This window comes from uncultured Brachyspira sp. (assembly GCF_910578695.1).
GTDB lineage: Bacteria > Spirochaetota > Brachyspiria > Brachyspirales > Brachyspiraceae > Brachyspira.
The window spans coordinates 1-13,223 of record NZ_CAJTQJ010000054.1 but is presented as its reverse complement, the minus strand read 5'-3'; the positions used below and the strand labels follow the sequence as shown (position 1 = coordinate 13,223).

Sequence of the window (13,223 nt, the reverse complement as noted above, 5' to 3'; positions counted from 1 at the left end):
ACTTCCTTTGTCAGTTATAAGCTGCTCGTTTATCTCTTTATTTACTAATAAAAAACTTGTTCATTAATTCACTCACAATTTTTATATTTGGATTTCTAGTATTTAAAAATTATTTTTATGTATTATGTAATAAAATACATTTTCTTATTGTTTTATATAGCCATAAACCTTATTTTTCTAATTGAAAATAAAATATAAAAATTTGATTTTTAATTTTTTTTTTACTATACTTGAATTATCATGCATTACTTAAATTTCTATGAAACAGCTTATTCTCTAAGCTTCTTTAGAAATCACTTAAATAATCTATTATATCAAAATATTACCTGTTATAAAAGGAGGAATGTTTATGGGAAAAATATATAACCCAGAAAGTATTCGTAATGTTGCACTTTTAGGACATGTAGGGAGCGGTAAAACTACTTTAAATGAAGCCTTACTTTATAGAGCTAAATCTATAGATAAAAAAGGTGAAATTGAAAGAGGCAGTACAGTAAGCGATTATACAGACGAAGAAATCAAGCAAAAAATATCTATACATACTTCTTTAAGTTTTATAGAATGGAAGGAACATAAAATTAATTTACTGGATATTCCGGGATCTGGTGATTTCAGCGGTGAAATTAATCCTGCTTTAAGAGTAGCAGAATCTTGTATTGTAGTTATAGATGCAGAATTCGGCATACAAATAGAAACAGAAAAACATTGGCAGATGGCTAATAATTTTAAAAGACCTAGAATAATATTTATTAACAAAATAGATAAAGAAATGGTTGAGCATAAAACTCTATTAGAGAAAATTGAAAATAACTTTAAAGAGCCTCCTGTTGTCCCTATACAAATACCTATGGGTAATGGAAAAGATTTTAAGGGTATAATAGATGTTATTTATCATAAAGCATATTTCAGAGATGAAAAAGGTAAAATAGTAGAAGCAGAGATACCTGAAGAATATTATGATGAATACAGAGCCACACGCGACAAATTAAAAGAATTAGTATGCGAAGTTGATGACTCTCTTACAGAAAGATTTTTAGAAGGCGGAAAATTTACAGATGAAGAATATATAGAAGCTTTAACAAAATCTATACTTCAGTACAAAGTAGTTCCTATACTATTCGGCACATCCGTAAAAGATATAGGTATGGGAGCAGTACTTGATACTATAATCAGATATATGCCTTCTCCTTCTTATGTTCCTGTTACAGACGGCATAGATCTTTTAACTAATGAGCCTGCATCAAGAACTATATTGGGTGATAATAATCCATTTGCTGCTTTTGTATTTAAAACTACAATAGATCAATATGCAGGCAGAATATCATTTTTTAAAGTTCGTTCAGGAAGCATAAAAAGCGGAGATGAAATATATAATTCAAGAACAGGCAAAAAGGAAAAAGTTTCTCATATATATATAGCCAGAGGAAAAAAGCAGATAGAAAGCGATACTATCACAGCAGGAGATATAGGAGTATTGGCAAAACTTTCAGACTGCAAAACAGCAGATACCATAAGTACAGCAAATGCCCCTTTCCAATTTCTTCCTCTCAAAATACCTCAGCCTATATATTTTACAGCTATAAAAATATTAAAAAATGATGTAAAAGCATTGGAAGTATTGGATACTATTTCTCAGGAAGATTTAACATTTAATGTAGAATATGACAGCGAAACTAAAGAAACTATAATAAAAGCTATGGGAGCTTTGCAGGTGAAATTGGCATTGGAAAGAGTAGTATCTCTTACTAAAGCTGAAATAGAACAAAGCGTACCTAGAGTAGCTTATAGAGAAACCATAAGAAAACAGGCTCAGGCTCAGTACAGACATAAAAAGCAGTCTGGAGGAAGCGGACAGTTCGGCGAAGTTCATTTGGAAGTTTCTCCTCTTCCTAGAGACGGAGGTTTTGAATTTATAAATGATATATTCGGAGGAGCTATACCAAAACAATATATACCCGGAGTTGAAAAAGGAATACAGGATGCATTATCTCAAGGTCCTTTGGGAAAATATCCTATGGTTGATATAAAAGTAAGAGTTTATGATGGCAAGTACCATGATGTAGATTCTAATGAATTATCATTCAAAATAGCAGGTTCAATGGCAGCAAAAGAAGCATTCAAAAATGCAAGCCCTGTATTATTAGAACCTGTTATGAAAGTTACAGTATATGTACCCGAAGAATTTACAGGTTCTATAATGAATGAACTTACAGGTAAAAGAGGTAAAATTTTAGGTATGGAAGCTGCATCTAATACAGTACAGATGATAAAAGCAGAAGTGCCATTATCAGAAATGCTTACCTATTCTATAGAAATGAAGGCATCTACTTCAGGAAAGGGTACTTTTGAAATGGAGCATTCTCACTATCAAGAGCTTACAGGTCCTTTAGCTGATAAAGTTATAGAGGAAAGAAAAGCATTGCTTGGAAGCGGAGAATAAGACTATTATAGCATATAAAAATAAAGTTGATATTTTTTATATACTATAATATAATAGTTTAATATGTATAAAATTAGGAGATTGTATGCTCAAAATAATTGACAAAATCACAAAAGAACATGTATTTGAAGACTTGGAATCAAAAGACAAAGAATCACTTTTTAGAGCGTTAAGCGAAAAAATCGCACCTATTGCTTCCGCCTCTGCAGATGCTGTATTCGATGCATTCAAAAAAAGAGAAGATGAATACACAACTAATATAGGAAACGGCGTTGCTGTTCCTCATGGCAGAATACAAGGCTATGGAAAAACAGATATATTTGTAGGTTTCTTAAAAGATGAAATTAATTATGACTCTGATTCTGATGAAAAAAGTCCTGTAAAATTAGTATTCGCTATACTTTCTGATCTTGATAACCCTCAGGATTATCTTTTAAATCTTTCTCAAATTTTCTTCTTGGTTAATCAAAAAGAAATACTTGATAAAATCACTGCTACTAAAAGTTATGATGAGCTTTCAAGTGTTTTGGATTCATTCAAAAAATTAGATGAAAAATTTGAGGCTGAAAAACAAATTAAATTTTTAATAGAACTTGAAAGAGCTGAAATACAAATAAAAGCTTATGAACTTTATAGTTCTACTCACTCTCAGCAAAAATCTGATGTTGTTTTAGAAGAGTATAAAAAATATAAAGATACTATTTTAAGTAAAATTGATGTTGCTGTATTAGAAAACTATAAGAGAATTAAAGAAAATAAAGGCGAAGCTTTGGCTAAAATAGAAAATTACAAATGCAGTGCCTGTAATGTAGCTATACCTAAAATGACTGTTAATGAGGTTAGAAGACAGAATCAAATTATTATGTGCTTCCATTGCGGAAGAATATTATTTACTACTGACTGATAAAATTAATGATAAATAGTTATTTAAAAATATGGGCGGCTAAAAGAAATATATTAATAATACTTCTTTTAGCTTTCCTTTATATTTCATGCTCGCCGAATAAGCCTAGCTCAAATATTTCTGAGTTTTATAATTACCCTAACCCATTTATTCCAAGCAAAGAAAAAACCACTTATAAAGTTTCTATAATAAGCGGAAAAATTGTAAGTGCAAAAATCGAAATATATTCTCAAAGCGGTGATTTAATGGATTCAAAAAGCTTAGTTATTGACAGCAGCGAAAAAACAGCATCTTGTATATGGTCTGGTCTTGATAAAAATGGCAAATATCTGCCTTCTGGTATTTATGATGCTAAAGTTATAGTAAAAGATAATCAAGACTCTGCATTTATTGCCGAGTTTAAAACTTCTATAAGATAATAAAAAGACTTATTCTATAATAATGCATTATAAAATAAGCCTTATTTTTTATTACTTATTTTCTATTTTTGATTTTTTCTATCCAAGTATTATATTCTTCATCTGATATTTCATCTAATATTTTTACATAAGGTTTTAATTTTTGATACGGCTTTGAAAAATAATTTACATCCCATTTTATAGGCTTATTCCACATACCTTCACTGTCCATAATAAGTATATGAGTGTCCTCCAAATCAGGAATATCCGAAGGAGACATATCTACATATAATATTTTATTCAAATCCAATTCTCCATTTTCATTTTCAACATTATAAGAGCCGTCTTTTTGAACAGCATATATAGTATAATACTGCTGATGAGCCTCTGCTTCTATAAGTTCTTTAGCATATTCATTTCCTATAGCTATATTATAAACTGTTTCATTAAACTCATAATTATCTATACCGTACCTTTTTAATAAGTTATCTTTATATAATTGTGCTTCTAATAAAGTGATAAGATAATATCCGTTGCTGATATCCGATGCTTCTATATAAAAACCTCTTTGCATTTTAGGAGTAAGTACAAGAACTTTTGTTTTACAGCAGGCTTCTATACCCACATGTATATATGATAATGCTTTAACATAAGTTTCTAAATATTCAATATGATCTGTTAATCCCAAATCAATAAAATATTTTCTCAAATTTTGATTGGTGCATATTACAGTCATAACAGGCGGTATCATCATATCAATGCCTACAAATGCTTCCAAAGGCTTATAATCTAATCTGTACATAACATCTATAGTAATTCTTGCAATATCATCTTCTGTAAGTTCATCTTCATCTACATTATAAAGCTGAGATGCATTCTCTATAAATCTGCAGGCATTATCTATATTTCTAAAAAATAAATTTATAATACTTCTGCCTATTTCTTCTTCATCTGTTATATCCCCGTGATAAAGAGAATGCCCTACAAAATTTGCAGCATAATATGACTTTAATATATCCATATTTTCAAATTCAGATGATATCTGCCTGCATATATCCAATTCTTTATCAGGGTTATTTTTTACATATTCTTTTAATTTTAAAAATTTATCATTCTGAGACACAAGTTTTTTATTTGCAACCTCATCAACATTAGATTTTTCTTTAGTATAATCAATATAATCTTTTACTATATCTTCCATAAAATAATACTCCTAATATTTTTAGCATATTATATCATAAAAATCGAATATAAGGTATAAGCAAAACTAATAAAATAGAATAAATTATAGCAGGCAGAAAATCCCCTGTTTTTATTTTAGCTATTCTTAATAAATTAATTCCTATCATCATAACAGTAGCACCGCCTGCAGCAGAAACTTCATTAAGCATAGTTTCAGATACATAAGGTTCTAAAAATGATGAAAGCACAGTTAATGCCCCCTGATAAATAAATATACTTAAAATAGAAAAAGAAGTTCCTATTCCATAAACTGCCGACATAAATATAGCTACAAATCCGTCTATAACACTCTTAGTAAATATTAAATCATATATACCCTGAGTTCCTGCCTGAAATGAACCTACTATAGACATAGAACCTGAACAAAAAAGTATTGATGAGGTAAGAAAGCCCAAAGCAAAATTACCTGAATTATCTTTTACTGCAAATTTTCTTTTTAGAAACTCACCGCAATATTCTATTTTTTCTTCTATCTGTAAAAATGTTCCTGTAACTCCTCCAAGCATAATTGATAAAGCAAATATTAATATATGCTTAGAAATGATAGCCATAGTTATGCCTATTGTAAGAGATATTATACCGGCAGCAACAAATACAGGCTCTTCATATTTCTTTGATAATTTTTTTTTGAATATAAGCCCTATTAAAGAACCCAATAAAACAGATGCCATATTAACAAAGACAGCTAACATAAATGAATCCTAAATAATATTTTACTGAAAATAATATACTGTTTCTTTAAAATTTTATCAATAGTATTAAAATACATAAGAAATATAATTTTAATAAACTGCATTTTTATATCAAAAATACAAACTTACTTTATAAAACTAATATATAAATATTAAAAATTTCAAAATGATTTTTTAATTATTTAAAGCCGCAGAAGTATTCATTTTATTTTTATTTCTTGTAGCTATTTGTATAATCACTAATATTATTATAATTGATATTCCTATAATATCAGTATATAATTCAGGGTATATTGAAAGAAGTCCTGCTATAATAAATAATATTCTCTCATAAATTTTACATTTTCTAAATACATATCCTTCTAATCCTGCTGATACTCCGAACATACCAATAAGAGAAGTAATAAATATAGGTATAACATCAATAATTTTAGTATTTATCATTAATATATCAGGATTAAATATAAACATATAAGGAATTATAAAAGCTCCAATCGAAAGTTTTGTCGCTTCAATACCTGTTTTAATAGGGTCTGATTTAGCAATAGCAGCACCAGCCATAGCAGCCAAAGCAACAGGAGGAGTAACATCTGCTATGATTCCGAAATAAAATACAAACATATGAGCAGCTAAAGGCTGATAACCCAAACCTATTATAGCACTTGCAGCTATTGTTGAAGTAATAAGATAATTTGCTGTAGTAGGCACTCCAATACCAAGTATAATAGAACTTATCATTGTTAAAAATAATAATAATAAAGGTATTCCGCCTGATATAGATATTAATCCTGCACCTATTTTCAAACCTAATCCCGTCAAAGTAATAACACCTATTATAATGCCCGCCATAGCACAGGCAACGGCAACGCTTATTATATTTCTAGCAGCATTAACAAAAACATCTATTAAATCATTGAAACCGAAACTCACTTTTCTTTTCATTATAATATCTATTGTTGAATTTATAACAGCAACCAAACCTGCAGCAATTATACCCATTAAACCTGCATAAATAGCAGTCTTTCCAAGTACGAAAAAATATATTATAGCTATAAGAGGTATAATTAAATAACCTTTCTTAAGTAAAAGCTCCCCTATCTTAGGAAGAGAATCTCTTGATAAGCCTTTAAGCCCTGTCTTTTTAGCCTCCAAATGAACCATTATAAATATACCTGTAAAATATAGTATAGCTGGAATAATAGCCGCCTTAACAACCTGCATATAAGGTATGCCTAAACTTTCAGCCATTAAAAAAGAAGCAGCTCCCATTATAGGGGGCATTAATTGTCCGCCTGTGGAAGCAGAAGCCTCAACAGCACCTGCAAACTCAGGTCTGTATCCTAATGATTTCATCATAGGTATTGTAAAACTTCCTGTGCCTACAGTATTAGAAACCGAACTTCCAGACACTGTACCGAACATAGCACTAGTTAATACTGCTACTTTAGCAGGTCCGCCGTCAAATCCTCCTGCTATAGCATTGCATATATCTATAAAAAACTGACCTATTCCCGTTTTATCAAGTAATGCTCCGAAAAATATAAATAAGAATATAAATGTAGCTGAAGCACCTATAGGAGTTCCCATTATACCTTCTGTGTTGTAAAATAAATGAGATACCAATCTTTGAAGAGAATATCCTCTATGATTAAGAAAACCGGGAGCATAAGCTCCGAATAAGGCATACATAATAAAAACTATTGATATTATAAGTATAGGAAGTCCTACTATTCTTCTGCATGCCTCAAAGACAAGAAGTATTCCTATTATACCTACTATAATATCTGTTGTAGTGTATATTCCAGCTCTTCTTATTAATGCCTCAAAATTGATGACAATATAGCTCCAAGAAGCAGCTGCTATTAAAGCAAATACACAATCATACCAAGGAAGTTTATCTTTAGGCATATCTTTTTTCATAGGAAAAAGAAAATAGGCTAGAAACATAACAAATGACAGATGAGTCGCTCTTATAATTTGGGCGGTAATTTTTCCAGATAATATTGAATATAATTGAAATAAGCAGAATACGACAGATATTACTATTATTAAATATTTTTTCCAATCAGTATATCTTCTGTATCTCGATTCACTGTCATATTTTCTCATATAATCATCAATTTCTTCTGCTGTTGGAATATGAATATAATTTTTATGCTTCATTGTTCTCCCTTAATACTTTATTATTTATAAAATTCATTATTACTGCAAATAATGAAACTCTTTTATATTGTATTTTTATATTTACTTGCGGCTTAAATACTCTATTTAATTCAATTTCTTTTCTGTCAATATTAAATCCATCAAATACATCAAACTCTATTTTATGAGAGGCTACAGTTCCAATAAATAAATATAAATCTTTTATTATTTTATTAATATTATTTATTTCTATATAATCATCTGTAATAATTATCTTTTCATCATTTTGAGGATCAGGCATACCAGCACCATAAGAAACAAATCTTGTCTTCTCTAACACAATATCATTATTAGTATTTATAATGTAATAATCTCTAACTCTTCCTTTATTTACAGAATGGGTATATGAAATTAAAAACTCTTTTTTATTAATACTAAATATAAAATTAACTTTATTATTTTTAACGCCATTTAATACGAGTCTTGGAAATAGAGGTACAAATAATAAAGCAATAATTATTACAATGAAAAATATACATATAATAATTTTCTTTAACATAATATAATTACAGATGTATTCATTATCAATATATTAAATAAATAATGAATACATCTAAAAATATAATTATTCTATATTATATCCCAATTCTTTATAGTATTTTAAAGCACCTGAATGAAATGGTATAGATATGCCTTTATAAGCATCTTCAATATTTAACTCTTCTCCTTTAGCATGAGCTATTACTAAATCATCTTTTTTATCAAATAAAGTTTTTATCATATTATAAACAGCATCTTCAGGTATATTATTATTAACCGCAATAGTTGCTCTTACTGCTATTGCTGTAGTATCTGTAGAAATATTATTATATGTATTAGCAGGTATTACAACTTCTGTATAATATTTATATCTGCTAATCATTTCATCTAAAAGTATTTTGTCTAAAGAAACTAAAACTATATCGCTTGATAAAGATAATTCCTGTAAAGCTGCATTAGGTATTCCTGCTACTATAAAACAAGCATCTAAAGTACCGTTTTGCAATCCGTCGCTTGATTCTTTAAAAGAAAGATTTGATTTATTTATATCATTGAAAGACAATCCGTAAGATTCTAGTATTTGCTTAGCATTAAATTCAACACCGCTTCCTGCATCTCCTACTGATACTCTTTTTCCTTTCATATCAGCTATTGTTTTTATTCCGCTTGCTTTTGTAGCTGCTATCTGCACTACTTCAGGATATAGAGTAAGAACAGCAGAGAAATTTGTTAATACTTCGCCGTCAAATATATCTGTGCCGTTATATGCATAGTCCATAACATCATTTTGTACAAAAGCTAAATCAACTTCATGTCTGTTTAGAAGTCTTAAATTTTCAGCAGAAGCTCCTGTTGATTGGGCTGTAACATTCATTCCTTCTATATTGGCATTCCATATACTAGCTATACTTCCGCCAAATGAATAATATGTACCGCTTGTGCCTCCTGTAGCAAAAACATAATTGAGATTGCCGCTTTTTTTACATCCTATCATTAATAGTAATGTTAAGATAAGAAAAGAAGTGATAAAAATATTTCTCATAATAATACTCCTTACAAAATTTATTTAATAATACACTTTATAACATTAAAAGTCAATATTTATTATATTATCTTTTTTGCTTAAGAATTGTATATACTTACAGCTTTTTAGTGCATAAAAAATATTTATTCAAATAAAAAATAAATACTAAGTCATTTATAAAAAAAGTTTAGAATTTACAAAATTTAATATCAGCATAAAAAACTTACTATTATTAAAAAAATAAAAAAGGGCTTAAACCTATTCGTCTAAGCCCCATTATAATAAGTTATTTATTAAGTATTAACCCCATATAATAAGTTTCATATCAAATTTATAACTTAAATCTTTATGATACGGATACATTCTTATGGCATATCCGCTTTGTCCGCTATCAGTACATTCTAAAATACCTGAGAAAGAATGTCTGCCGTTTCCTAAATCAGAAGAATGCTGCATCTCTACTGTGATAGGTTCTATAATCTCTTCTTTCATACTTAATTTACCATAATAAAGCTCTACTCTTACAGAATCAGGTGCTATATCTCCCAAATTAACTATAGTTTTTACCTCGAATTTACTTCCAACTTTTAAATTTCTTGAAGGCATTTCAGAAATAGTATTTTCAAATGAAACTTTAGACCATTTAGAGAAAATATCCTGTTTCCAAGATTTTAATTCTTTAGCTTTAGCAAATTCATTTTTTGTCATATTGAAATATCTTTTGCTTGCCTTATTATAAAATTTATTGAAATAATCAGCAACCATTCTATTAGTAGAGAATATAGGACAAACAGTCTGCATACTCCATTTCATAGCAGAAACCCATTGTCTAGGAATATTATCTCTGCCTCTTTCATAGAATAAAGGTATTATTTCATTTTCTAATACATTATAAAGAGCCTTACTTTCAACTTCATCTTGATATTCCAAATCAGTATACTCTTCTCTGTTTCCTATAGCCCATCCATTCTGACCATCATAAGATTCGTCCCACCAGCCGTCTAGTACACTGAAGTTTAATCCTCCGTTAGGCGGAACTTTCATACCGCTTGTACCGCTAGCCTCTAAAGGTCTTCTAGGGTTATTAAGCCATACATCAACACCCTGAACCATATATCTGGCTACATTGATATCATAGTCTTCTAAAAATACTATATGATCTCTTAAATCTTCTCTTCTGCAAATTTCAGCTATATTTCTAATTAATTCCTTACCGCCATTATCATGAGGATGAGCTTTACCTGCAAATATGATTTGTACAGGTCTTTCAGAATTATTAACTATCTTTTTTAATCTTTCTAAATCTCTGAAAAGCAATGTTCCTCTTTTATAAGTAGCAAATCTTCTCGCAAAACCTATTGTTAAAGCTTCAGGAGAAAGTATCTGCTCAGCATGTCCTATTTCTTTTTTTGTATATCCTCTGTTTGTAATCTGAGTTTTTAATCTTTCTCTGCAGAAATCAATAAGTCTTTCTTTTCTTCTTTCATGAGTTCTCCAAAGTTCAGCATCAGGTATTTTCTGAACTCTTTCCCAAATTTCAAATTCTAAAGGCTTAGTTCTCCAGCGAGGTCCTAAATATCTGTCTAATAAGTTCTGCATATCAAAGGATATCCAGCTTAAAGTATGAATTCCATTAGTAATAGAATCTATAGGAAGTTCATTAATAGGTACTCCTTTCCAAATATCTTTCCACATAGCTCTTGATACATGTCCGTGAAGCTCGCTAACTCCATTATTTTCTGCAGATAAGTTTAATGCAAGCACAGTCATACAGAAGCTTTCTTTTTGATCATCAGGATTAATTCTTCCAAGTCTAATGAATTCGTCCATAGTCATATCTATATGCTTAACATAATCAGTAAAATACTTCTGAATCATATCTATAGGGAATATATCATTACCAGCAGGTACAGGAGTATGAGTTGTAAATGTATTAGAACTGTATACTATTTCCCTAGCAGTGTTTTTATCCAAATTATTATTAGCCATTAGCTGTCTCATTCTCTCCAAAGAAAGAAAAGCACTATGTCCTTCATTCATATGATAAATAGTAGGTTTAATTCCCAATTTATCCAATGCCTTAACACCGCCTATACCAAGAAGTATTTCCTGCTGTATTCTAGTTTCTAAGTTGCCGCCGTAAAGCTGAGCAGTAATATCTCTGTCTTCTATACTATTTTCTTCTATGTTAGCATCTAAATAATAAAGTTCTATTCTTCCTACATTGGCTTTCCAAATTTGGGCATAAACTTTTCTTCCAGGTAAATCAACATCCACCTTCATTGTTTCGCCGTTTTTATCTAAAACTTTTTCCAAAGCCAAATTGAAAAAATCATTTTCTATATCATATTCCTGCTGCCAGCCGTCAGTATTCAAATATTGTCTGAAATATCCTTTTCTATATAGAAGTCCTACAGCTACTAAAGGAAGTCCCAAATCACTTGCAGATTTTAAATGATCTCCTGATAATATACCAAGTCCGCCTGAATAATTAGGCAAAGACTCATGCAAACCATATTCAAAAGAAAAATAAGCTATTTTCTCATTTTCTGTTTTTTTACTATCATCTAAGCTATCATACCAAGTTTCCTGATTCATATAAGTTTTAAACTCATCATAAACTTCTGCTAAATTCATCATAGCAGCATCATCTTGAAGCATTGCATTAAAACGCTCCTGAAGAGATTCGCCTAAAACTCTTATAGGATTATGATCTCTTTTATCCCAATTATCAATATCTATTGTTCTCAATAAAGTTACAGCCTTCTGATTCCAACACCACCAGAAATTTTTAGTAATCTCTATAAGAGGCTCTAATTCTTTTGGTACAGATGGAGAAACCATATATTTGCTTAATTTCATAAAAATTTACCGCCTTAAAATTATTTAGATATATTTTTTTATTATATAAATATTTTAAAATAAAATCAATGAATTTATTTATATAATAATGCTTAATAACTGTATATATACAATAATTTTTATTAAAAAAATCGAATATGCCTTATATAAATATTAATAAAGAAATATATATAATAATAAACATTATTTATTATTGACTTTTATTAATATTATTATATAATATTTTACTATGAAAGTTATTTTGAAAGTTAATATTTTTTCAAAAATTATAAATATAGATTCTTTTAATATATCATTTTTCTTCAGTTTTTTTGGCGTTTAAAACGCCGAGATATTCTTTTTTTACAACAACAAATAAAACAACAAAAACAAATACATAAATTAATTTTTTAATTATAAATTATATAAAGCAAATACATAAATTAACATTATAAAAAAGGAGATACATTACTATGATAGTTGTAATGAAAAAAGATGCAAAAGAGGAATACATAGATAATATAACAGACAGGCTTATAAATGCAGGACTTGGAACTAATAAAATAGTAGGAATTGACTGCACCGTTATAGGTATAGTAGGAGATACTTCTAAAGTAGACAGAGAATTAATATCCTCTTTGCCCGGAGTATCTAAAGTATTAAAAGTTCAGGAGCCTTTCAAAAGAGCAAACAGAGCTTTCAAAAAAGAAGATACTATTGTAGATGTAAGCGGTGTAAAAATAGGAGCATCAAGCCCCGTTATAATAGCAGGTCCTTGTTCGGTGGAAAGCGAAGAGCAGGTTATTAATATTGCTAAAAGCGTAAAAACGGCAGGAGCTTCAATACTTAGAGGCGGAGCTTTCAAGCCTAGAACTTCTCCTTATGCTTTTCAGGGCTTGGCTTTGGACGGACTTAAAATATTGAAATTAGCTAAAGAGGAGGCGGGTATTCCTATTGTAAGTGAAATAGTTTCTATAAAGCATTTGGAGGAATTTGATAA

The 13,223-nt window shown here is 29.4% G+C and carries 9 protein-coding genes and 1 pseudogene; 4 read left to right on the top strand and 6 right to left on the bottom strand.

The window, feature by feature from the left end; all coding sequences use genetic code 11:
- The first annotated feature begins 349 nt into the window (after window positions 1–349).
- The 3 genes from fusA (at window position 350) to QZ288_RS10990 (ending at window position 3,763) form a co-directional block, all read left to right on the top strand.
- Window positions 350–2,440 carry an elongation factor G gene (gene fusA, locus QZ288_RS11000; protein ID WP_295158825.1) on the top strand — a complete coding sequence of 697 codons (2,091 nt, stop codon included), beginning with the start codon at window positions 350–352 and terminating at the stop codon, window positions 2,438–2,440.
- Window positions 2,441–2,525: 85 nt separating this feature from the next.
- Complete coding sequence (locus QZ288_RS10995; protein ID WP_295158824.1) at window positions 2,526–3,344, top strand: PTS sugar transporter subunit IIA; 819 nt, start codon at window positions 2,526–2,528, stop codon at window positions 3,342–3,344.
- 8 nt (window positions 3,345–3,352) lie between these two features.
- Window positions 3,353–3,763: a hypothetical protein gene (locus QZ288_RS10990; protein WP_295158823.1), complete on the top strand. Its 411-nt coding sequence runs from the start codon at window positions 3,353–3,355 to the stop codon at window positions 3,761–3,763.
- Window positions 3,764–3,818: 55 nt separating this feature from the next.
- On the opposite strand, the gene QZ288_RS10985 is transcribed toward QZ288_RS10990, so the two are convergent.
- The 6 genes from QZ288_RS10985 to glgP all read right to left on the bottom strand — a co-directional run bounded on the left by QZ288_RS10985 (window position 3,819) and on the right by glgP (window position 12,244).
- Complete coding sequence (locus tag QZ288_RS10985) at window positions 3,819–4,943, bottom strand: hypothetical protein (protein WP_295158821.1); 1,125 nt, start codon at window positions 4,941–4,943, stop codon at window positions 3,819–3,821.
- Window positions 4,944–4,977: 34 nt separating this feature from the next.
- Entirely contained in the window at window positions 4,978–5,676 is a 699-nt protein-coding gene (locus QZ288_RS10980; RefSeq protein ID WP_295158819.1) for a DUF554 domain-containing protein, read from the bottom strand.
- 174 nt (window positions 5,677–5,850) lie between these two features.
- A complete protein-coding gene (locus QZ288_RS10975; protein ID WP_295158817.1) occupies window positions 5,851–7,839 on the bottom strand; it encodes a TRAP transporter fused permease subunit in 1,989 nt (662 codons plus the stop codon).
- Window positions 7,829–8,377 carry a DUF1850 domain-containing protein gene (locus QZ288_RS10970; protein ID WP_295158815.1) on the bottom strand — a complete coding sequence of 183 codons (549 nt, stop codon included), beginning with the start codon at window positions 8,375–8,377 and terminating at the stop codon, window positions 7,829–7,831. Before QZ288_RS10970 ends, QZ288_RS10975 begins: the two co-directional genes overlap by 11 nt.
- A 66-nt stretch (window positions 8,378–8,443) precedes the next feature.
- Window positions 8,444–9,400, bottom strand: a complete 957-nt coding sequence (locus QZ288_RS10965) for a TAXI family TRAP transporter solute-binding subunit (protein ID WP_295158813.1) — start codon at window positions 9,398–9,400, stop codon at window positions 8,444–8,446.
- Between the two features lie 282 nt (window positions 9,401–9,682).
- Window positions 9,683–12,244 carry an alpha-glucan family phosphorylase gene (glgP, locus tag QZ288_RS10960; protein ID WP_295158811.1) on the bottom strand — a complete coding sequence of 854 codons (2,562 nt, stop codon included), beginning with the start codon at window positions 12,242–12,244 and terminating at the stop codon, window positions 9,683–9,685.
- Window positions 12,245–12,696: 452 nt separating this feature from the next.
- Between glgP and QZ288_RS10955 the strand changes: the two are divergent.
- Window positions 12,697–13,223, top strand: a pseudogene (locus QZ288_RS10955) (3-deoxy-7-phosphoheptulonate synthase); the annotation flags it as partial.

Bases quoted from the DNA above. Each gene is read 5' to 3' on its own strand.
- QZ288_RS10965 (WP_295158813.1), bottom strand. From the start codon at position 9,400: ATGAGAAATATTTTTATCACTTCTTTTCTTATCTTAACATTACTATTA.
- QZ288_RS10990 (WP_295158823.1), top strand. From the start codon at position 3,353: ATGATAAATAGTTATTTAAAAATATGGGCGGCTAAAAGAAATATATTA.
- fusA (WP_295158825.1), top strand. From the start codon at position 350: ATGGGAAAAATATATAACCCAGAAAGTATTCGTAATGTTGCACTTTTA.
- glgP (WP_295158811.1), bottom strand. From the start codon at position 12,244: ATGAAATTAAGCAAATATATGGTTTCTCCATCTGTACCAAAAGAATTA.
- QZ288_RS10980 (WP_295158819.1), bottom strand. From the start codon at position 5,676: ATGTTAGCTGTCTTTGTTAATATGGCATCTGTTTTATTGGGTTCTTTA.
- QZ288_RS10975 (WP_295158817.1), bottom strand. From the start codon at position 7,839: ATGAAGCATAAAAATTATATTCATATTCCAACAGCAGAAGAAATTGAT.
- QZ288_RS10985 (WP_295158821.1), bottom strand. From the start codon at position 4,943: ATGGAAGATATAGTAAAAGATTATATTGATTATACTAAAGAAAAATCT.
- QZ288_RS10995 (WP_295158824.1), top strand. From the start codon at position 2,526: ATGCTCAAAATAATTGACAAAATCACAAAAGAACATGTATTTGAAGAC.
- QZ288_RS10970 (WP_295158815.1), bottom strand. From the start codon at position 8,377: ATGTTAAAGAAAATTATTATATGTATATTTTTCATTGTAATAATTATT.